The following is a 21,992-nucleotide window of genomic DNA, read 5'->3' as shown; positions in this document are numbered from 1 at the left end:
CGAGCCCCAACTTGCTTTACTGACTTGGCGTCCTCGCCAAGGGCAAAGTAAGTTAGGCACAGGTTGTTACGAGTTTGAACACGTTATGGGATTAATCCTCATTCTCAAAGTGTCTTTTGTCACAGCGTCATTTTAGACTTATGAACGGCGCTTATAGGTTAACCAACTGCCAGCGCTTGCCAACAATATCAGTAAACCAGTCAATGATACTAGAAGACTATTGGCCTCACCAGTTTTAGGTAATGGCTGGGTCGGGGTCTTAGGTTTGACTGGTGTTTTGGGCTTATTGGTGTTGGGTAAACCCGGAATATTTGGTTGAGTCGGAATTGTTGGTTGATTGGGTTTGCTATTCGTAATTGTGACTGAGAACCGGTTTGAATCATTAGGGTCAGGTGTAAGCATTGTCTGACTCGAGGTGAATCCGGGTACTGGTACTTCTTCGATTCGATATTTGCCGGTACTTGGGAGATTGGTAAAGCTGCCTTGCCAGTTGTTGGCTGCAGATAGGACAAGGGTATCAACGACTTGACCAAACTTAGCACTCGTTGGATCGTCATCAATCAAGTGAATGGTGACGTTGGTTGGTGTGGCCGAACCATCGGTAATGTTCCAAACCTTGTTGACCACGATTTGCTTAGTGGTTGGGTTCGTTGATGGTAGACCAGGCTTGGTATTGGTGAATGTCACGTGATAAAGATTGACATTATTTGGATCTTGCGTCAGCGGGGTTTGACTGGAAGTGAATCCGGCGACTTTATCTTCTTCCAACCGATAGTGACCATCAACCGGCAAGTTGGTAAAACTGCCTTGCCAATGGTTGGCACTGTTTAAGGTTAGTGAATCAATAACCTGACCATAGTTGGCAGCAGTGCTGTCGTCGTTGATAAGGTTAATTTTGACAGCGTCAGGCGTTTGGGAGCCATCATTAATCTGCCAAACTTTGTTGACGTCAATTTGTTTCGTCGGTGTGTTTGGTGTGTCCTGGGTGTTGGTGAATGTCACGTGGAACAGGCTGGGATTATCTGGATCCGGTGTCAGTGGTGTCTGTGTGCTGGTGTAGCCGGGCACGGCCGCTTCACTGACGGTGTAGTCGATATCTGTTGGCAGGTCGGTGAAACTACCTTGCCAGTGATTTTGCGCATTCAGGGTCAATGATTGCAAAATGGCGCCATCGTGCAACAGATTAATGGTGACTGACTCAGGGGCTTTGCCACTGGTGAGGTGCCAAACCTTATTAACCTGGATTTGCTTGGTCCCCGGTTGGCCGAATTCCAAGGAGCCATTGGATCCCACGCCACCACCGCGAGGCGCTGAATTGCCTGAGATGACGACCGTCGCCATCGATGTGGCCAAGGTATTGGCAGCGTCTGAGGTTTTGGCTTTTAGGGCGATCGTGTCAGCGTTTTGGTCAATTGTGACAGGATTGGTTTCTTGTTGGCCATCACGATCGTGATACCAAGCCACAGTGCCGCCGCCGAGTTGCCGATTAGCAAGGGTCACGCTGTAATCGGTGGAAGTTTTGTTAATGCTGGCGAAATCATTGCCTTGTTTGACCGCTGTGTTGGCAAAAATTGCGACGCCATCTGTAATGTTGGCGTCCCCAGAACCGGTTGGACAAATCCAAACGCCACCACCGGTTCCGGCAGCCAGTTGGTTCTGGCCGTCTGGAATAACCTGCCCATCAACAGCGGTGTTCTGGGTGATGATGGTGTTCTTAAGGTCGAGTTTGTAGTGTGAGTAGCTGACATAGATCCCACCGCCAAAGTAGGTGATGGCTTGATTATTAGTGATTTGGACAGCGTTAAGTTGGACGTGGTTTGAATTGACATAGATACCTCCACCGGTCCCGGCTGAACGATTATCACTAATGGTCCCGCCGTTGATGGTGAGTTCCGCTTGGTTATTCGTGTCGTAATAGGCCGTGTTGGCGGCGGAATCGTCCTTTGAGGCGCCAGTGCTGACGGCAATACCGCCGCCAGCCGCGCTGTTGTTAGTTGCGGTTGAATAGATTCCGGCAGCGTTAGCGCTGATTTCCCCGGCGTTCATTGTCATGGCACCATTCCCATTGACGAATACCCCACCGGCTGAAACCCAGCCAGTGTTGCCATGAATATAGCCGCCATTCATGATAAAGGTTGAAAGAGGTGAGACACCTTGATTAGGGTTGTTCTTGTCACCAATCAAGATCCCACCGGCTGAAGAGCCCATATTATCTTGCACGCTGCTGCCGGCGTTCATGACGAGATGACTCCCGTCTTCAACGTTAATCCCGCCAGCAGATTGCGTGGCCACTAATTGTTCGAAGCCCAACTGATTAGCATAAATTACACTGCCGGCATTGAGATTCAAAGTCCCGGCAGACCGCACCATGACCCCGGCGGCACTGTAATTCACATCACCTTGTAAGGTGTTGTTTTGCACGGTTGCCTTGTCATTGAGGGTTAGTGTGCCCTTGTTAACAACAACAGTACCCAATTGGGTTCGACCGCTAGGGGCTGTGATGGTGAAGCCCCAAATCGCCGTGTTAGTCATCTGACTTTGCCCCTGAACTTCGAGCGCCGCACTGGTCCGTGGCGTGGTCTCAGTTGAGACCGGTTGGAGGGCTAGCGGTTGTGTCTGGCCCTCCAGATTAAAGGTCCCACCGGCGGCCACAGTCACGCGATTAGCACTTGGGAGTGAAATCGTGTGGCGGCTTGCATCTTGGTTCACGATGGTGATGTTTTGCCCTGCTGCAATATAAAGATTCTGCGTGAGGGTGATGTCCGCGGTTAACGCAAGCGTTTGTGGCGTATTGTCAGTCGGTGCTTTGCTTACAGCTGATTGCAGTTCTGCCGCCGTGGTAATTGGCGTGGCTGCGGGTGTTGTCTCTCCCGCTGCTTGTGAAATATTGGAAGCACTAGCAACCATCACAGAAAAAAGAACAAAAAAGAATAAGAAAACTTTCTTTATATGCAAAAAAAGAGTCGATACTTGCTTCATATAATCCCTCCAAAGATAAACCCCGTCCAACGCTATATATTATCTTGGGTATTTTATCCTAAATAGAGACTATTTGGTCGTCAATTTTTGTAAAAATCATTATTGTAGCGTGAAATGGCCCATAATGCCGTGAGTTTAGACCACAAAAAAAAGGCCCGGTTAGGCCTTGTTGGGGGAGTGGAAGGTGAATGCAATATTCTCAAAGGTCTCGTGCTTGTGAGCATTGTAATACGCAGTGGCTTCACGATTAACTTTGGCGACGTCGATGCCTTGGAGCTTCGCCGCAAACAAACAACCACAGTAACACTGACGGTAAATATCATATTCTTCGCACATTTCAACCGATCGTTTGTAACCGGAACGTTTCTTGAAATCGCTGGGTAGGTAGCTGACATCATACAAATATTGAATTTCAAGTCCTAACTCATTGATGAGTTGGGCGTTTTTGTGGGGACTGATGGTTAGGGCACTACCAAAGTAATCAAAATGCCACTCTTGGGCCTTCTCGGCGACGCGATCGAGCCGATAGCTATAACAGACCTTACAGCGTGCGCCACCCTCTGGTTCGCGTTGAAGCCCAGCGACAGCTTTAATCCAGGCGCTTGGTTGGTATTCAGCGCTAATAAAGGTCACCTGGTTGCCAGTCTTTTCATTGAAGTCTTGAACGAATTGTTGCTGGACATGTTTGCGCCGCTCGTACTCCATCCGGGGATGAATATTGGGATTGTCGAAATAAACAGTCACCTCAGCAAACTGGGTAAGGTACTCCAGGGTATAGGTACTACAAGGCGCGCAACAACTATGTAATAAGATTCTGGGCTTCGTCTGGGCCGCTTGCCATTGCGCGACAAGTTTTTGTAGGACCAAGTCGTAATTAATTTTCTGATTCTTGTCGAACATGGCGCGGATTTCGTCATAGCTAAGCATTGCGCACCTCCTCACAAAGTTGATAAGGCTAGTTTATCATAGGCCGAGATTGGCGCCTATAGGAAAAGTCGGCGAATTTCAATTTCGGGCTTGCGTCGCTTTGCGGTCCATGATAAGATATTTAAGTCGTAAAGCGATGATACATATGGGTGGTTAGCTCAGCTGGCAGAGCAACGGACTCTTAATCCGTGGGTCCAGGGTTCGATCCCCTGACCACCCAGAAGCAGCATTTCAAGTGAAAACCTCAGGCAGATTGCCTGAGGTTTTTTTGTGGTCTCAGCACCAAAAAAGCCGCTGACAAGCAACGGCTTCAAGAGTTGAATGATAGCAATATTAGAGTCGGTTCAAAACAGGTACGGCAATATGGCTTTCAGGTGTCCAAGTGACGGCCAAGGTATTGCTGCCAATATGCGTGCCGACGACCGGCGTGATATCAAATGTTTCGAAAATAATATCAGGATACTGCGGTGCCAGTTCATTGTACCAATTAGCCACTTCAGTCTGATTGTTGGTTCCCATGAGGAAAACGCGGGGATGATGGTGTTGGATTTCTTCGGCCAACTTCTCTTCGAGGTAGGCCACGGCCCGCTTTTGGGTCCGCACTTTGTCGACCGCACGGATTTCGTGCTTATCATTAATCATGGAGAGGATAGGGCGCACTTGAAGCATGGTTCCGACGACGGCAGCCGAGTTTTTCAGCCGGCCACCTTTGACCAAGTTCTTCAAATCAGCCACCATGAAATAGCTACCGACGTCAGTGCGGAGATAATCCAATTCAGTCATGATGTCTGTCACTTCCGCACCAGCAGCAGCCATTGTCGCCGCTACTCGGGCCATGTAGCCCATTGGCATCGCGGTAATATAAGAATCAACCAAGGTCACCGGAATGCGATCATAGTCCTTCAAGGCCATGGCTAGATTTGGCAAGAAGCCTGTGATACCAACGGTTAGATGAATACTAATGACAGCCGTATAACCTTGTTCAGCCAATTCATCATAGCGTTCTTTCATGTATTCAGTGGTCGGTGGTGCAGTGGTTGGCAGTTGTTTCATTTGCGCTAATTGCGTGTAGAAGGTGTGATTATCAATATCCAAGCCTTCGCGATACGTTTTGCCACCAAAGGTTACTGTTTCCGGAACAACAACCAAATTCGGATAGGCCTGCATATCAGCTTGCGTGAGCCCAGACGTACTATCCGTGACAATTGCGACTTTACCCATACTTTCACCAGCTTTTAAGTTTACTTGAGAATACCATGAGATGACGTGAAAGACCAATTCAAAGTGCGGACTGATTGCCGCAGGTTTATAATAAAGCCAAAAATCGGAGGTGGCGCCATGATTGATTTATCGGCGATTCAAACAGATTTCCTTAACTATGTTCAGATCGATACGCGCTCTGATGTTCAGTCCACTCAGATTCCGACGACGCCTGGTCAAACCGAATTGGCCCAGTTACTCGTCCAACAACTGCAAGTGCTAGGGATGTCTGATGTCCAATTGAACCCGACTAATGGTTTTGTGACTGCCACTTTACCTAGCAATACGACTCAGACAGTACCCAGCATCGGTTGGATTGCTCATCTTGATACAGCAGATTTTGCTGCCAGCCCCGCGCATCCACAAGTGCACCCGCATTATGATGGGCGCCCAATTGTCTTTGCCAACGGCTTAGTTTTATCTACCGAGCGTTTTCCCGACTTGAAAAGGTATCTGGGGGAAACACTGATTACGACCGATGGCCAGACGTTGCTGGGTGCTGACGATAAGGCCGGGATTGCAGGGGCAATCGGGGCGGTGCGCACCTTGTTGGCGCATCCTGAATTATCGCATGGGATGATCAAGCTAGCTTTTGGCCCGGACGAAGAGATTGGCCAAGGGGCCGATCACTTTGACGCTGCCGATTTTGCGACTGATTTTGCCTATACCTTGGATAATGGTGCGCTAGGCCAAATTGAATATGAAACCTTTAATGCAGCTCAGGCGACCATTACGATTCAAGGCACAGCCGTGCATCCGGGAGAAGCGAAGGGGCTGATGGTCAATGCGCTGACCATCGCCCAAGCCATTGACCGTGCGTTACCTCAGTTTGAGCGGCCAGAATTCACCAGCGACTACGAAGGCTTTTATCTATTGGATGAACTGCAGGGGACGGTGGACAGGGCGACGATGACCTACATTATTCGCGACTTTGATGCGACCCAATTTGCAGCCCGCCAGGCCACACTGGTCAAGATCGTTACAGCAATCAACGCCCAGTTTGGCGCCGAGCGAATCAAGATGGTGATTAAATCGCAATATGCGAATATGGCGACGATTATTAACCAGAATCGCTATCCCGTAACGCTAGCCGAACGGGCAATTCGTGCGGTCGGGCTGACACCTAAAATTGTGCCTTTTCGTGGCGGGACCGATGGCTCAAAAATCAGCTTTCAAGGGATTCCAACGCCTAATCTATTCAATGGGGGCATGAACTTTCACGGCCCATTTGAAGTGGTGTCAACGGAGGCTATTGGCAAGTTAGCCGAAACACTGGTGGCCATTGCGACCATGAATTTGTCCTAGTCGCTGTTCCACGTGAAACAATTCCACACAAAAACCGACCGAAAACTGACGGTCGGTTTTTTAAATGGATTAGTGACGCAGCTTGCGCCGATTAAAGTAAAGGCCAGCACCGATGGCTAAGATAATCACTGCACCCACCAAAATTAACATGCCTGTTTGGCCCTGTTGTTCACCCGTTTGCGGCAAGGCAGGTTTGCTTGGCGTTTTTGGAGTGTTGGGCTTAACAGGTTGTTTCGGTTTGGTTGGTGTCGTTGGGGTGATTGGTGTACCAGGAGTATTTGGCAAAGTTGGTTTGTCGGGTCCGACTGGTGTTTCAGGAGTCGTCGGCTTGTCCGGCACTACCGGCTTGTCAGGAACGGTCGGTGTCTCTGGCGTTGTCGGCGTTTCAGGAGTCGTTGGCGTAATACTGTTTGTGATGGTCAAACTATAATTGTGGCCATCATTAGTGATTGGTGTCGCGCTACTAGTGAATCCAGGAACGGGTTCTTCCACGAAAGCATAATCAGTCGCAGTGCGATAGTCGGCTGGTAATTGGTAAGTTGCCTGCCAATTGTTGGCTTTCGTCAGGGTAATCTTATCAATAATAGTGTTCCCTTTCTTGACATCGACCACAATACTATCGGGGATTGCGTTAGCTTCCGCAGACCAGGTTTTTTTGATGGTAAGTTGATCTATTCTGTGATCGAGCACAGGATTGGCCAAGGCTTGAATGCCCATCGCTTCCAGGGCTTTATTGGCATCAGCGTAAAAAGCGTTATGAGTTGGTACTTCAGCTACGGTTAAACTGATTTCACTATTCTTATAGAAGCCGGTCGGCGCGCCAAGCTCAGCAATACCGTTAATTCGATACATGAGCTCGACGTACGGCGACGTCAGATCAACTGGTAGAGACCCGAACCAGGCCACACCGTGGCTTTCGGCCCCGGTAGCTGGATTTCGTTTCGCGCCTGTCGTTTCTGGGTAATCAAGGAGGTCACCGAAGAGCACAGGTTTGCCATTTGACCGGAAACGCAGAACACGGTGATTGGCGTAGGCATCTTCAAAATTAGTATTAGGGTTTTGCGGGCCGCTGGTTCCTGGCCCCCAGTACCCGTTTTCGAGCGTCAGTTCTTGAACGTACTGTTTGCTGACGGCGAAATTATCATAGAGAATTTGCGCTTGAGTCTGGATAACTTGTAAAGTCGCTGCCATTTCCTTGGCTTTATCATCGTAGCCTTGGCCAGGATGAGTCTTAGCATACAGATTGTACCAGCGCTCTTCGCGATACTGATAAAGGGCGGCATTGACGGCGGCCACAGCGTCTCGGACTTGGGGCGTAACGCCCGTCGCATCAGGATCACTGGCGGTACCGACAATCTGAAATCCCCAGGTTGGCAAGCTAAACAGCCCGAAACTAGCCCCATCGATCAGTTGCGTTGGATCATCGGCATCGGCTTTGGCCACTGCCGCATAGCCGATAATCACGTTAGGCGCGTTGGAAGTGAGATAGGAATTACCGTCACCCTCAGGTGGTGTGGTTGGCAGGCCGGCACTGGGTGAAGTTTGTGCTGCCTTAGTAGTGCCACTTGAGGTATCGCTAGTTGCGCTTTGCGTGGTAGTCGCTTCGCTGGCTGGTGCTTGAGATTTTACGGTTGACGCATCAACACTTGATTCTGCTGGGGTGACTGGTTTTGACGCAGTTGACGATTGAATTTCAGTTGTGGCAGCAGGCGTCTCTGTGCCACTGGCGAATACCACATTGGGCAGACCACCAACCGCACCCATCAAGATACTGAGCGCGGCGATACTGCTGATTAACTTTTTAAACATAAGCACGCCTCCAAGACTAAAATTGGGTTCTCACTGACTGCCCGCTTTGTGGCCAGGCAAGAACCTTCACTTATTGCTGTAGTCTATCAGCAGTCCCGATGATGTAACTGGAAATGGGCTTAATTTCTAAAATCGTATGATAGTTTTTATTCTCCATGAACATTTGCTGACATAGGGCGCAGTTCAGGAGGCTTTTTGGTCACCTTTTTATGCGGACAGTGCTAGGCTTATTGATGTACTTATTTAGCAGGAGGTATTTCTTTATGGAAGAACGCATTCGTTCACATTTTCGTTGGCCCTCACTCATTCTGGGCATTATCTTTATCGGCTTAGGGATTTGGAGTTTAATGCGGCCAGGTGCTGCCATTAAAGGTATTGTCTGGATCATTGCCCTAGCCATGTTACTCAGTGGGATTTTCAGTCTGATTGCGTACTTTGACGTTCGCAGCGTGATTGGCCAAAACCATTGGGCTTCACTGTTGTCAGGGGTTTTAGACATCGTCTTGGCCATCTTGGTCTTTATGAATCTCAATGGGAGTTTCTTATTCCTGGGGTACATTTTCGCCTTTTGGTTCTTGTTTGATTCCATTACCGCGATTGAATTTGGGAGCTTCTTCCCACGCTCAGGGCTGAATATGTTCTTGGCCATTCTCGGGATTTTAGCGGGGATTGCCATGCTGTTCAATCCGATTCTGGGTGCAATCACCGTGGTCTATCTTTTAGCTTTCTATCTGTTTTTATTTGGTATTTTGCTCTTGGTGCGGGCTTTCTAACCTGCCCAACTAAAAACGACTGGGTCACCCAATAGGGGTGACCCAGTCGTTTTTGTTTACATTTTTTGCACAAAAAAATGGTAAGCCGCTTCGACCTTCTGAACGCTTTCGCGCCGGTCATCGCAAACTTACCGTGGTTTGGCACCGCAATTAGTGTAGCATGCGGGCCGCGCGAAGTCTAGTTTAGTCTTTAATCAAACTTTCGGGGAAACTTTCACGGAAGGTGATGCTTGGTTCAAGGATCACCCGGCTGGCGTGAGTCCGTTTGCCAGAGATGCGTTCCGAGAGCAGGCGAATTGCATTTTCCCCGAAAAGTTGTAAGGGGATTTCGATTGAGGAGAGGGTTGGCGTGGTGTAACGCGTCATGTCCGTATCGTCAAAACTCAACATATGTGGGAAGTCTCGGGGACTGATATTGGCTTGCATCAATCCGCGAATGAACCCAATGGCCAAGGGATCATTGGCAAACAGAATGGCGTCTGGTTGATTGCGGAGTTTCAGATACCAATCAGCCTGTGATTCGCCAAATTCAGACGTCCAGGGACCAAGCTTTGCCTGAAGTAGGCGGTGATGTTCCTTGGTCGAGGTCTTATAGGCTTGATAGCGGCTTTCGCTATCGTCGATGACTTCAGTGCCATCAAGATTGCGCATGGCCCGTTTACCACCAATGTAGGCGACACTGCCTTCTGTGTGGGCATAAACCTGATCAACCAGTTTCTTAGTATAAGCAAACAAATCGATATACACGCCATCCATCGAGGCGGGGATGGTGGCATCATCGACGGCCACAATATTTTGATTCGCTGCTTGCAGTTCAGCCAGGGCTTCGGGTGTAAATCCACCAATGACTAATAATCCACCGACGTCGGACAACGATCCCAAGTCGGGTTTGGTCCGCTGATTAAAGATGCGGATGGTTGGCGTGAGGTGGATTGCGCGTTTTTTGGCCTCTTCTTCAATGGCCAACCGCATGGTCCGAAAGTATGGATCAATGACTTCCATGGCTCGAGATTGTGATGAAACGACTTGAACAGTTTTGGTGAAACGTTCTGGTTTAATGTAGGCCAAGCGTTCGGCGGTGTTCTGCACGAGTTGGCGGGTTTGGTCACTGACTGAAAAGGTGGGGTCATCATTAAGCACGCGGGAAACGGTGGCTGGTGAGACGCCCGCTTCAGTCGCAATTTGACGAATACTTACCATGGCGGTTACTCCTCTATTGTATGATTGGCAATATTATAGCATGTTTAGTAATAAGATTAGTAAAGATAACCCTTGAAGTGTCGACCAACCGGGCCTATTGAGGTAAACAAGTTCAATGCTATTCAAGTAAATCGATTGACTTTTTCGCAAGTCGATTCATATACTGTAATAGTAATTAAACCGCTTACTGGTGCGGTTTGTGATGCGTTTGCAGTAAACGATATTAAAAAATCATTTACTCAAGAAGGAGGAGCTAATCAAATGATTACGTTTGATAAGACCAAGCAGCAGTTCCACCTCAGCAACGGCCTAATCAGTTACGTGATGCGAATTGAGGCTTTATCAATCTTAGGTCAGGTGTATTTCGGCAAGGCCATTACTGATCCGCAGGGTCTGCGGCGGTACCCTTTGATTGACCGCAGTTTTTCCCCGAACTTTCCGGAGACTCACAGCCGCGATTATTCCCTGGATACCCAGCCACTGGAATATCCCAGTGGGTTAGGCGATTTTCGGGAGCCAGCGATTGACGTGGTCCAAGCCAATGGCGCGCACTATCTGGATTTGCGCTACGTTGACTATGCAATCCTTGCCGGCAAACCGGAACTCGTGGGACTGCCTGCCACCTTCAGTACAGATCAACATTCAGCTGAGACGTTGCGAGTTCATTTACGCGACGCCAATTTTAACGTGGATGTTTATTTAAATTATGCCATTTTCGCTGGCCTGCCCGTGGTGGCCCGCTCAGCAGAAATCGTGAATAACGGCGATGAACCGATTCATTTGGATCGGGCTTTCAGCGCCAGTCTTGATTTCCCCTTGGGGGACTGGGAAGCGTTGTCGCTGGCTGGATCCTGGAGTAATGAGCGCCAAATTGTGCGCCAGCCGCTCACACATGGCAATTATGAAGTGAGCACCAAGCGAGGGACTAGCTCACATCAAGAGAATCCCTTCCTAGCATTGCTGCATCCCACAACGACTGAAGATCAGGGCGAGGTGTATGGTTTTAGCTTGGTCTATAGTGGCAATCATCGCCTTCAAGCAGAGGTCGACCAGTACGGGTGTATTCGCGTGCAAGCGGGGATTAATGACTATCGGTTTGATTGGGAACTGAGTCCCAAAGCTCACTTTCAGACGCCGGAAGTCGTTATGGCCTACTCCGATCACGGCTTGAATGCCATGAGTCAGGCCTATCACCAGCTGTATATTGATAATTTGATGACCAGTCGGTTTAAGCGCGAAGTCCGGCCGATTCTGGTGAATAACTGGGAAGCAACCTTCTTTGACTTCACGACTGAGAGCCTTAAGCCCATTATTAATCAGGCGGCGAAACTCGGGATTGAAATGTTTGTTCTAGATGATGGTTGGTTTGGGCACCGCGACAATGATAAAAGTTCGTTGGGCGATTGGTTCGAATTTAAAGGCAAAATTGCCGGTGGTTTAGGCGAATTTGCCCAATACGTCCATCAAAAGGGGCTGAAATTCGGTTTGTGGTTTGAACCGGAGATGGTATCAGCGGATTCTGAGTTGTACCGGCGCCATCCAGATTGGGCCTTTGCCGTACCCAACACGACGCCGCTTCTCGGTCGTGATCAATATGTCCTGGATTTCTCTCGCTCAGAGGTCCGGGATTACATCTATCAAGAGATCACTGGCGTTTTGGATAGTGTCGACATTAACTACATTAAATGGGATATGAACCGTAGTTTAACTGATGTTTTCTCGCTAGCGCTGCCAAAAGATCGCCAGGGTGAAGTGTATCATCGCTACATTCTCGGGCTGTATGAGCTATTAGACCGGCTGACAACTCGGTATCCCGACATTCTATTTGAGAGTTGTTCTGGAGGTGGCGGGCGTTTTGACCCGGGGATGCTGTACTATATGCCCCAAACCTGGACGAGTGATAATACCGACGCTGTGTCGCGCTTGAACATTCAATATGGGACTTCACTGGTTTATCCGCCGGTCGCGATGGGTAACCACGTCTCAGCAGTTCCAAATTCGCAGACCGGTCGCACGACCAGCCTGGACACCCGAGCAGCGGTTGCGATGGCCGGGAATTTCGGCTATGAATTGGACCTCAATGCCTTGACGACAGAGGCCCAAGCGGCAGTCACTAAGCAAGTTGCTTTTTATAAGCAAAACCGCGAATTGCTGCAGTTCGGGACTTTCTACCGACTGACGAGTCCATTTGATGCGCACAGCAATGGCGCAAGTTGGGGCATGGTTTCAAAAGACCAACAAGATGCGATTTTCTTTGTTTATACGCTGGGGGCTGCGCCTAATCCCAGTCTCAAAGTCATCAAATTTGCCGGTCTGATTCCAACTCAGCATTATCAGGTTTCTGGTTTCAAAGGTGCCTTTACGGGCTCAGAATTAATGTCTGTCGGGTTCTATTTAGATGTCAATGCTTACCGTGGTGACTATAATAGTCGTATCTACCGTGTGACCGCGGTGAATGAATGACGGTTAATAATGGAGGAAGAACATGGCCTACTCAATCGACTTGCACGATATTGCTAATCAAGATCCAGCGTACGTTGAAACAATTTTTGCCTTAGGGAACGGCCAAATGGGCGTGCGCGCCAGCGACCCCATTGTGCGCAGTGCTACGGCAGGCACCTTAGTGAATGGTTTCTTTGAATCGAGTCCGATTACTTATGGCGAATCAGCCTTCGGGTACGCAAAGAATCACCAAACAATCGTTAATCTCCCGGACAGCCGGTTTTTGACGGTCACCACGGATACTGGTGCGGTTTTCACGCAAAGTGAACGGCAAAGTACGCGACTGAACCTGGATTCTGGGGTGCTGCATGAACAATTCGTCTTAGCAACGGAGGCGGGTGAAACGGTGCATCTCGACTTGGAGTCAGTGATGGGACAATCCACTTCTGAATTGGGACTCCGTTACACTTTCACTGGCCAAACCTATACCGGCAAACTTCGCTTGTCTAAACAGTTATTGGAAGGCAGCGCCACAATTGACAGCGATGATCCTCGCAAGACACAACAGGTAACGACCTTGAGTTATAGCACCGATTTAGTCACACCGGCTGATCAACGCATGGAAGTAGTCACTCGCCAAAGTCGCCTACACGTCATGATGCAATTGTTGGCACTCGATGGCGATTTGCAGACTGAAATTGATATTGCTTCACCCAAAACACAGACCTATGTCGTGCGCGTTGGTGGTGTTGGCCAAGCCTTGAAGAATGTTGAACCCACTACGTTTGACGCCATTGCCAAAGACAGTCAACAGTATTGGGCCAAAGTGTGGGAACAGGGCGCTCTTGAAATTGATGGGGATGAATCACTGACGCAAGCCCTGCGCTACAATGTCTTCCAACTCAACCAAGGTGCTGGTCGGGATGGTCTCACTAATATCGCTGCTAAAGGCTTGAGTGGGACTGGCTATGAGGGCCATTATTTCTGGGATACAGAAATGTACATGTTGCCATACTTCATTTATACCCAACCTGACCAAGCCAAAGCATTGCTGATGTATCGGCATCATATCCTGCCACAGGCCCAAGCTCGGGCTAAGACGTTAGGTGTCAATTCAGGGGCGCTCTTCGCCTGGCGGACAATTAATGGTGAAGAAGCCTCTGCTTACTATCCTGCTGGGACGGCGCAATACCATATTGATGGGGATATTGCTTTTGGGGTAGGACGTTACTACGAGGTGACTCAAGATCAAGATTTCTTAAATCAAGCGGGATTTGAACTTGTTTTGGAGACGGCCCGTTTCTGGGCGCATTTTGGTGCTTGGCGAACAACAGCTGATGGCAAGCGGTTTGAGTTCTTCGATGTCACTGGACCTGATGAATATACGGCGATTGTGAACAACAATTACTACACGAATCGTTTGGCCCAGAATAACCTCGAACTGGCAGTCACTCTCAGCCAGCACGTCACACCAGAAGTGTTGGCACAATTGCAGGTCACGCCTGAAGAACTAGAAGCCTTTGCGACCATTGCCGCAGCGATTTATTTACCCTACAATGCTGAACATCAAATTAATGCGCAAGACGACAGTTTCTTTGATAAACCAGTCTGGCCATTTGCAGACACCCCCAAAGCCAACTATCCACTCCTGTTGCATTACCATCCACTAACAATTTATCGCTATCAAGTGGCTAAGCAGGCGGATACCTTATTGGCCGAGTACTTGTTCCCAAGCGATACTGAGCCAGACCAATTACAGCGGGAATTTGATTACTATGAAACAGTCACCACTCATGATTCGTCCTTATCTCGGTCCATTTTCAGTATGGTGGCCGCACGATTGGGCCGTGATGACAAGGCATTCAGTTACTTTATGGATACAGCCAAAATGGACCTCGTTGACTTACAAGGTAACGCAGAAGATGGCCTGCATATGGCTAATCTTGGCGGCTCTTGGTTGGCGATTACCACCGGATTTGCCGGCTTGAGTGTGATTGATGGGACGCTGAATTTGCACAATCATCTGCCAAAGCAATGGCAAGGTCTGACCTTCCGAATCTTGTTCCAAGGTCGGCGGCTGCAAATTCACTTGGATCATGATGAACTCGCCGTGGTTTTACTAGAGGGTGAAGCCTTGGATGTGGTCATTGATGGTCAACCGGATACGATTAAGCCAGCCTAAAAAATGGCACGCTGCTAGGCAGCGTGCCATTTTTTTAGATGCGGTGAGTCACAATCAATATTCCCAATACCAAGAAAACTAGGCTCATGAGGGCCCCAGAGGCCAGATTGAGTGGGGATGTTGTTGTCGACTGCTGTTTGTCTGATTGCTGTGGCGCTCGCCAAGCGTTAAACGTGGCGTAGCCTTGCCAGACAGCCAAGATGAGAAATAAAATACCACCCCAAAATTTCATTACCATTCTCCTTTATAAGCCACTTACCAACTAAAAACGACCCAAAGTCGCACTGGGTGCTGGCGTTTGGGTCGCAAATGTCCATTTAGTTGGCCATGCCATCGTCATATAACTTCATTTTGCCTTCAATGATGCTTTCAACCAGGTCAGGGTAGCTAATCCCTGCAGCCTCAGCTTCTTGGGGCATCAATGACAGTGGCGTCATGCCAGGTAAGTTATTGGCTTCGATGACCCAGATGCCATCATCATTGACCAGGAAGTCAATTCGGCCATAGTTTTGCAGGCCCAAAACATTCATGGTTTGCACAGCGATGGCCTTCATTTGATCATGAATTTCGTCGCTTAAATCTTCTGGTGGGGTGATGAAGTCGGTATAACCTTCTTGGAATTTATGGGTAAAGTCATACCAGCCGTCACGCACCTTGATTTCAATGGCAGGCAGAGCCATCCCATTGACGACGCCAAGGGAGAACTCGCGACCACTGATGAATTCTTCCACCATAGCACTTTGGTCAAACCGGAACGCGTCAGCTAAACCGGCTTCGAGTTCAGCTTGATCATGCGCAATCACGGTCCCAACGGAACTCCCACCGCTTGTTGGCTTCACCACAACGGGGAAGTCGAACGGTACAGTTTGCTTAGGTCCTTGGTCACGGGTGAATTCAATGAACTTAGCACTCTTGATGTTGTGATACAGCATGATTTCCTTGCTGTACACTTTGTTCATCGTTAACCCGGAGGCTAAAGTACCGCTGCCGGTATAGCGAATGTTGTTCAAGTCGAGTACAGCTTGGACCTTACCATTTTCACCGTCACCACCATGTAAGGCGAGGAAGACGATATCAGCCGCTTGGGCAATCGCCAGAACGTTGGGACCGAACAGTTGGGTGCTGCCATCGGTCCGCATTTGGTTGATGTCGTCGTCAGTGAGCACGGCATCGCTAATCTTTAAGTCAGCTGAGGTGTTGGGGTCGTTGAAAACTTCCTCAACTGAACCTAAGCCGCTTAAGTCGTAACCAAGAAATAAATCAACGAAAGTGGCCTGGTGGCCCTTTTCGCGCAATGCGTTGGTGAGGCGATAGCCTGAAGAAATTGAGACATTCCGTTCAGTACTCCGACCGCCTGCTAAAACGACAATTTTCATGGGTGTAAAACCTCCGATGTAGTTTGAACCTAAAGTTTACCATAATCGGGGCACTTGGAGGTTAAAAATCAAATCGTTTTCAGGTAAAATTAATGTAACCGCCTCGACATTTGCCGGGACCGATCAAATTTTCAATCACAAAGGGGAACTAACATGAAGATTATTGCATATGGCGTTCGGGTCGATGAAGCGCAGTACTTAACCGAGTGGGCGCAGGAAACGGGCAATGAAGTCGAGCAACATACTGATTATCTGACCGATGAGACGGTTGAATGGGCCAAAGGTTTTGACGGCATCAATTGTCTACAAACCACACCTTATTCAGCCAAGGTCTTTGAACGAATGCACGACTTTGGGATTCAGTATTTGGCTATTCGCAATGTGGGAACGGATAATATTGACCTTGCTGCCGCCAAGCAATACGGCGTCCGCATCAGCAATGTGCCGGCCTACTCCCCAACCGCAATCGCCGAATTCTCATTAACCATGGCCTTGTACTTGCTGCGGAACATGGGCCAAGTCCAAGAGAACTTGCACGCGAACGATTACGTTGGCGCTGGTACCCATATTGGCCGCGAACTTGGTAAACAAACAGTTGGCGTGATTGGTGCTGGTCGGATTGGCCGCGCTGCGATTCAAATGTTCCAAGGTTTCGGGGCTAAAGTCATTGCCTATGATCCATTCCCGCCAAAAGAGGATGTTGGAATTACCTTTGTGCCGCTGAATGACTTGTTGGCACAAGCAGACGTGATTGATTTGCACGTGCCTGGGATTCCAGAAAATGATCATCTGATTGATGCCGGCGCATTTGACCGGATGAAGCAGGATGTCGTGATTCTCAACACCGCCCGTGGCAACTTAATTGATACCCAAGCCCTGATGACGAATTTGCGTTCTGGCAAAGTCTCAGCTGCTGGGATTGATACGTATGAATATGAGACAGAAGACCTCCTGTCACTGGCTGACAGTGGCAACTTTAATGATGAAATTTGGGATGAATTGCTGGCGATGCCAAACGTGGTTTTAGCGCCACATATTGCCTACTACACGACGACCGCCGTGCACAATATGGTCTATTTCTCCTTACAGAACCTGGTTGATTTCATCCAAAAGGGATCAGCTGATACTGAAGTGAAATTTTAAATCTGAGTCGTGGCCTAAGTGGTCACGACTTTTTTAGCGGTTAAATAACAGACGTTCTTAATTTAAAGGGGTAGACACCTCAAAAAAACCAATGGTATACTCCTTCTTGCTAATCGTAATGGTTACTATTAAGGAGGAGTTCATGTGAAAGCAACACATTTGAAATTGGCTTTGCTGGCCAGCACAGTTTTGTTGGGTGCGACGGTTGTCGCGCAAGCGCCGCGGTTGTTCGCGGCAGACGTTGTCCAAGTGGCCCCGATACAAGATGGGGCGACCGTGTTATCAGGTCTGGGGGCGCCAAACACGGGCTACATACTGACCTATCAATCGACAGATGGCCTCAAGTCACACCTGACAGTTAAAACGGATGCCACTGGCCATTGGTCACTCAATATCGCCGATGAACCTAATATTTTTGAGCATCCGTTCAAAGCAGGCGATCAGGTGACAGTGGATGGTGTGTCTACCGAGGTCGGCTCAGCTGTTGGCACCACGCCTGCGACGCCACCGGTTCAAACACCAGCCACCCCTGATGTGGCAGCACCAGCACAGCAGCTGTCAATCAAGTCCGTGACTGACGATGACAACTATATTTTGGGTCGCGCGACACCAGGCCAAAAACTCACCGTGGTTTATGAAGGCCCTGGTAAGGAGAGCAGCGTTCACTATAAAGTGTCAAACACAACGCAAACGCCAGATGATGGCGAATGGGTATTTCCTATTACAGCGTGGTCAGACTTCCCTGGTCTCGAAAAAGGCGGCACGATCGTCGTTTTTAGCGAACGTGAAGCGAGTGTCACCCAAGTTGGGCGCAGCCTGAAGGCCATTCAGCCCAAACTTTCTGTTGAACAGGTGCTGCCTTATCCTGCACACTCCGACCTCAGTGGTACCGCCACACCAAACGCCGAGGTGACCATTTATTACCGCCAGTTAAGTGGCAAGAACCTCGTGTATGACGTTACGGCTGACGCAAATGGTCATTGGCTGTTGGATATGAATACGCAAGATGATGATGAGACGATTTCATTCCGTCAAGGCGATCAGTTTGCCATTGTGGATGCTACCAGTGGCACGTACTACACCGGCACAGTGGGCAGCCTTCCAACGATGCCGACACTTGTGCCACCCGTCAGAACCCCGACGCGTTTATCGACTACCGCAGCAGCACAGCCGCAACCAGCGCGGAGTGGGTCGCTCATTATCGATTATGTCCCAGGTTATGGGATTGCGACTTGGCCCGAGCCTAGCACCGCTTCCTTGGCTGGGCACCAAAAATTAGCCGCCGGTTCAGTCCAGCACTTTAGTGCGACGGCGACTGGCGCCGATGGGCATCCGTGGTATCAAGTTGGTGCTAAACAATGGATTCCAGCCCGCTTTGGCCTAGAAGTTACACCACTGATTGCTGTTGGCCGGGTGCAGTATCAACCGGGATTTGGAATCGCAGTCTGGCAATCGCCTCTTGGTGCGACATTGGTTGACCACAAGAAATTGGTCGCGAACTCACAATGGCGCGTGTTCGGCACGACCGTCCGCGCTGATGGTCAGCGCTGGTACAATCTCGGCGGTCAGCAATGGGTGTCAAGCCAATATTTGACGCTCGTTCGATAAAACACGAACATTAATTGATGAAAATTTACAATTGGACGTTATTTTGCTTGAAAGATTGCGCCTTATCGAGTACGATTACCTTATCGAAATGACAAAGGAGTCAATTATGGAAAAGTTTTTCAAGCTAAAGGCGAACAATACGACGGTAACGACGGAAATTGTGGCTGGGTTAACCACATTCTTCGCGATGTCCTACATTCTGTTTGTGAATCCGCAGATCTTGTCACTCACTGGGATGCCGAGTCAGGCCGTCTTTTTGGCGACAATCATCTCTAGTGCTGTCGGGACGTTAATCATGGGGTTGTTTGCCAATGTCCCGTATGCCCTCGCCCCAGGGATGGGCTTAAATGCCTTCTTTACATATACGGTGGTATTTGCACTCGGGTTCTCTTGGCAACAAGCCTTAGCCCTGGTCTTCATCTGTGGGGTCATCAATATTCTGATTACCGTGACGAAGATTCGGAAGCTCATCATCTTAGCAATTCCTGATGTGCTACAACACGCAATTGGTGGCGGGATTGGGGTCTTTGTCGCTTATGTCGGTTTAAAGAATGCTGGTTTCCTTCAATTTACCTCAGAAGCAAGCTCAATCGTGTCCGTGAACGGTCAGGCTTTAAAAGCCGGTGCTGAGACCTTTAAGGGTGGACTCACCAGCGTTGTCTCCAACGGTGGCATTGTACCAGCACTGGTGAACTTCACCCAGCCTGGTGCCATCGTGGCGTTGATTGGCTTGTTATTGATGGCTGTGCTTGTGGTTAAACGGGTTCCCGGAGCAGTGCTCATTGGGATTGTGGTCACTACCTTAGTCGGGATTCCATTTGGCGTGACCAGTTTGCACGTGTCGAGTGCTGATTCCATTGGCCATGCCTTAGGACAATTACACGTGACCTTCGGAGCTGCTTTTGGTCCAGAAGGAATGGGTAGTCTCTTTAGCACCACGAACAAAATTCTACTGTCAATTATGACGATTTTTGCGTTCAGTTTCTCAGACATCTTTGATACGTTAGGGACCTTTATTGGGACCGGCCGGCGGACTGGGATTTTCTCTGAAGCTGATCAAGATGCGTTGGCCCATGGCTCAGGTTTCTCATCCAAAATGGACCGGGCACTGTTTGCTGACTCAATTGCGACTGGTGTCGGCTCGATTTTTGGGAGTAGTAACGTCACGACTTATGTGGAAAGTGCAGCTGGGATTGCGGCTGGTGGCCGCACCGGCTTAACTGCTGTTGTCGTCGCCGTGGCCTTCCTCTTAAGTAGTCTGTTTGCGCCATTGATTGCGGTTGTGCCAACGCAAGCTGTCGCACCCGCGCTCATCATGGTTGGGGTAATGATGATGAGTAGTTTCAAGCAGGTGGACTGGGACGACTTGTCCGAAGCCATTCCAGCTTTCATGGCTTCAATTGTCATGGGATTTGTTTATAACATCTCATACGGGATTGCGGCGGGTTTCATTTTCTACACGTTAATCAAGCTCATTACCGGTAAAGCCAAGGAAATTCATCCCGTCTTAGCGATTGTCACTATTGGCTTCATCTTGAACTTTGTCTTCCTGGCCATCATTTAGCCAGGGTTGACCCAGCGGCGGCGAATCGGTAAGCTTAACTGAATTAAGTCTGATAGGATCAGACGCAATGCAAGTACACCTACGATAATCATCGTAGGTGTCTTTTGCTTGAGGAGGCAAATTATGGAATTTGATACAGAATTGCTGCACGGCGGGATTAGTGAAGATGAAGCCACAGGGGCAATGTCGATTCCAATTTATATGGCGTCGACATTCCACCAGAAGAAACTCGGCCAAAATAAATATGAATACTCGCGTTCAGGCAATCCCACTAGAGAAGCTCTGGAAAGCCTGATGGCCACCATTGAACATGGCCAGGCTGGTTTCGCGTTTGCCTCTGGACTAGCGGCAATCAGTACAGTCTTTAATATGTTCGAACAGGGTGACCACTTCGTTGTGGGCGACGATGTTTACGGCGGCACTTTCCGGATGATTGATGCGGTCTTCAAGAATATGGGGATGACTTTTACGACTGTTGATACGCGCGACTTGGCGGCAGTCAAGGCCGCGATTCAGCCCGACACCAAAGCGGTGTACCTCGAAAGCCCGTCAAATCCGCTCTTAAAAGTCACGGATATTCAAGCAGTCGCTGCTATCGCCAAGGGCCAGCATCTGCTGACAATTGTTGATAATACGTTTGCCTCACCCTATGTCCAACACCCATTAGACCTAGGCGCAGACATCGTTTTGCACTCTGCCTCTAAGTATCTCGGCGGCCATAGTGACTTAATCGGCGGGATCGTGGTGACCAAGGATCCTGAACTCGGAGCAAAAGTTGGCTACTTGCAGAATGCCCTAGGCGCGATTTTGGCGCCGCAAGAAAGTTGGTTATTACAACGGGGAATCAAGACCCTCGCCCTGCGCATGCGCGCTCATTTAGCCAATGCTGAGTCTGTCTTTAAGTATCTGAAGGCTCGACCTGAAGTGGCTAAAATTTATTTCCCGGGTGATACAGATAATCCTGATTATGCGGTCGCGAAGAAACAAATGCATGGCTTTGGCGCTATGATTAGTTTCGAACTGCAACCAGGGCTTGACCCAGTTAAATTTGTGGAGAATCTGCAAGTGATTACGTTGGCTGAAAGTTTGGGAGCACTAGAAAGCCTCATTGAAATTCCAGCCCTGATGACGCACGGTGCCATTCCACGGGAGGTGCGGTTGGCCAGTGGAATCCAGGATGAGCTGATCCGTCTGTCAGTTGGGATTGAAGATGTCAGTGATTTGTTGGCTGATCTCGATCGCGGCTTTGCAGCCATTCAATAGAAACAAAAAAAGAGTTGCGACAACTGACTGTTGTCGCAACTCTTTTTTTGAATTTCCGAACAAACTAGACTAATCGCGTTCCAAAAGACTGAGAATTCCGGTTAACTTGGATTGATTCAAAAGCCTGGGTTCGGGCTTTATCAGCAATCCTCATTCTCAAA

The 21,992-nt window shown here is 49.1% G+C and carries 15 protein-coding genes and 1 tRNA gene; 9 read left to right on the top strand and 7 right to left on the bottom strand.

From position 1 onward, the window contains the following. Window positions 1-138: 138 nt before the first annotated feature. Window positions 139-2,979, bottom strand: a complete 2,841-nt coding sequence (locus FC34_RS06525; RefSeq protein ID WP_057894613.1) for a Cna B-type domain-containing protein — start codon at window positions 2,977-2,979, stop codon at window positions 139-141. Window positions 2,980-3,138: 159 nt separating this feature from the next. Then, a complete protein-coding gene (locus tag FC34_RS06520) occupies window positions 3,139-3,906 on the bottom strand; it encodes an epoxyqueuosine reductase QueH (protein WP_057894612.1) in 768 nt (255 codons plus the stop codon). A 147-nt stretch (window positions 3,907-4,053) separates the two neighbouring features. On the opposite strand from FC34_RS06520, the gene FC34_RS06515 reads away from it, so the two are divergent. Continuing rightward, window positions 4,054-4,126 (top strand) — tRNA-Lys (locus FC34_RS06515). 113 nt (window positions 4,127-4,239) lie between these two features. Here FC34_RS06515 and FC34_RS06510 read toward each other — a convergent pair. Then, window positions 4,240-5,127, bottom strand: coding sequence for a DegV family protein (locus tag FC34_RS06510; protein ID WP_057894611.1), 888 nt, complete (start codon window positions 5,125-5,127; stop codon window positions 4,240-4,242). A 117-nt stretch (window positions 5,128-5,244) separates the two neighbouring features. Between FC34_RS06510 and pepT the strand changes: the two genes are divergently transcribed. Further along, window positions 5,245-6,471 (top strand): peptidase T, encoded by a 1,227-nt coding sequence (gene pepT, locus FC34_RS06505; protein WP_057894610.1) that lies wholly within the window; start codon window positions 5,245-5,247, stop codon window positions 6,469-6,471. Window positions 6,472-6,540: 69 nt separating this feature from the next. Here pepT and FC34_RS09900 read toward each other — a convergent pair whose 3' ends face one another. Further along, window positions 6,541-8,280, bottom strand: a complete 1,740-nt coding sequence (locus FC34_RS09900; RefSeq protein WP_057894609.1) for a Cna B-type domain-containing protein — start codon at window positions 8,278-8,280, stop codon at window positions 6,541-6,543. Between the two features lie 263 nt (window positions 8,281-8,543). Between FC34_RS09900 and FC34_RS06495 the strand changes: the two genes are divergently transcribed. Beyond that, the gene (locus tag FC34_RS06495; RefSeq protein WP_057894608.1) at window positions 8,544-9,053 is read left to right on the top strand and encodes an HdeD family acid-resistance protein; all 510 of its coding nucleotides are present in this window, start codon (window positions 8,544-8,546) and stop codon (window positions 9,051-9,053) included. A 183-nt stretch (window positions 9,054-9,236) separates the two neighbouring features. On the opposite strand, the gene FC34_RS06490 is transcribed toward FC34_RS06495, so the two are convergent. After that, complete coding sequence (locus FC34_RS06490; protein ID WP_057894607.1) at window positions 9,237-10,253, bottom strand: LacI family DNA-binding transcriptional regulator; 1,017 nt, start codon at window positions 10,251-10,253, stop codon at window positions 9,237-9,239. Between the two features lie 261 nt (window positions 10,254-10,514). Here FC34_RS06490 and FC34_RS06485 point away from each other — a divergent pair, with 261 nt between their 5' ends. Next, window positions 10,515-12,716, top strand: a complete 2,202-nt coding sequence (locus FC34_RS06485; RefSeq protein ID WP_057894606.1) for an alpha-galactosidase — start codon at window positions 10,515-10,517, stop codon at window positions 12,714-12,716. Between the two features lie 22 nt (window positions 12,717-12,738). After that, complete coding sequence (locus FC34_RS06480) at window positions 12,739-14,877, top strand: glycoside hydrolase family 65 protein (protein ID WP_057894605.1); 2,139 nt, start codon at window positions 12,739-12,741, stop codon at window positions 14,875-14,877. A gap of 34 nt (window positions 14,878-14,911) precedes the next feature. Here the strand turns inward: FC34_RS06480 and FC34_RS06475 are convergent, their stop codons facing one another. Together FC34_RS06475 and FC34_RS06470 are read right to left on the bottom strand one after the other, a co-directional pair. Beyond that, window positions 14,912-15,109 carry a hypothetical protein gene (locus FC34_RS06475; RefSeq protein WP_057894604.1) on the bottom strand — a complete coding sequence of 66 codons (198 nt, stop codon included), beginning with the start codon at window positions 15,107-15,109 and terminating at the stop codon, window positions 14,912-14,914. 85 nt (window positions 15,110-15,194) lie between these two features. Next, entirely contained in the window at window positions 15,195-16,253 is a 1,059-nt protein-coding gene (locus tag FC34_RS06470; protein WP_057894603.1) for a D-alanine--D-alanine ligase family protein, read from the bottom strand. A 153-nt stretch (window positions 16,254-16,406) separates the two neighbouring features. On the opposite strand from FC34_RS06470, the gene FC34_RS06465 reads away from it, so the two are divergent. The 4 genes from FC34_RS06465 (at window position 16,407) to FC34_RS06450 (ending at window position 21,831) form a co-directional block, all read left to right on the top strand. Further along, complete coding sequence (locus FC34_RS06465; protein WP_057894602.1) at window positions 16,407-17,396, top strand: D-2-hydroxyacid dehydrogenase; 990 nt, start codon at window positions 16,407-16,409, stop codon at window positions 17,394-17,396. 144 nt (window positions 17,397-17,540) lie between these two features. After that, window positions 17,541-19,004, top strand: a complete 1,464-nt coding sequence (locus FC34_RS06460) for a hypothetical protein (protein ID WP_057894601.1) — start codon at window positions 17,541-17,543, stop codon at window positions 19,002-19,004. Window positions 19,005-19,110: 106 nt separating this feature from the next. After that, complete coding sequence (locus tag FC34_RS06455; RefSeq protein WP_057894600.1) at window positions 19,111-20,568, top strand: NCS2 family permease; 1,458 nt, start codon at window positions 19,111-19,113, stop codon at window positions 20,566-20,568. 123 nt (window positions 20,569-20,691) lie between these two features. Next, window positions 20,692-21,831: a trans-sulfuration enzyme family protein gene (locus FC34_RS06450; protein WP_057894599.1), complete on the top strand. Its 1,140-nt coding sequence runs from the start codon at window positions 20,692-20,694 to the stop codon at window positions 21,829-21,831. Window positions 21,832-21,992: the final 161 nt, after the last annotated feature.

Origin of the sequence: Lacticaseibacillus brantae DSM 23927 (assembly GCF_001436115.1) — a bacterium.
Lineage (GTDB): Bacteria > Bacillota > Bacilli > Lactobacillales > Lactobacillaceae > Lacticaseibacillus > Lacticaseibacillus brantae.
Note: the sequence above shows the minus strand (reverse complement) of the source record. Positions and strands in the feature narration are given on the sequence as shown.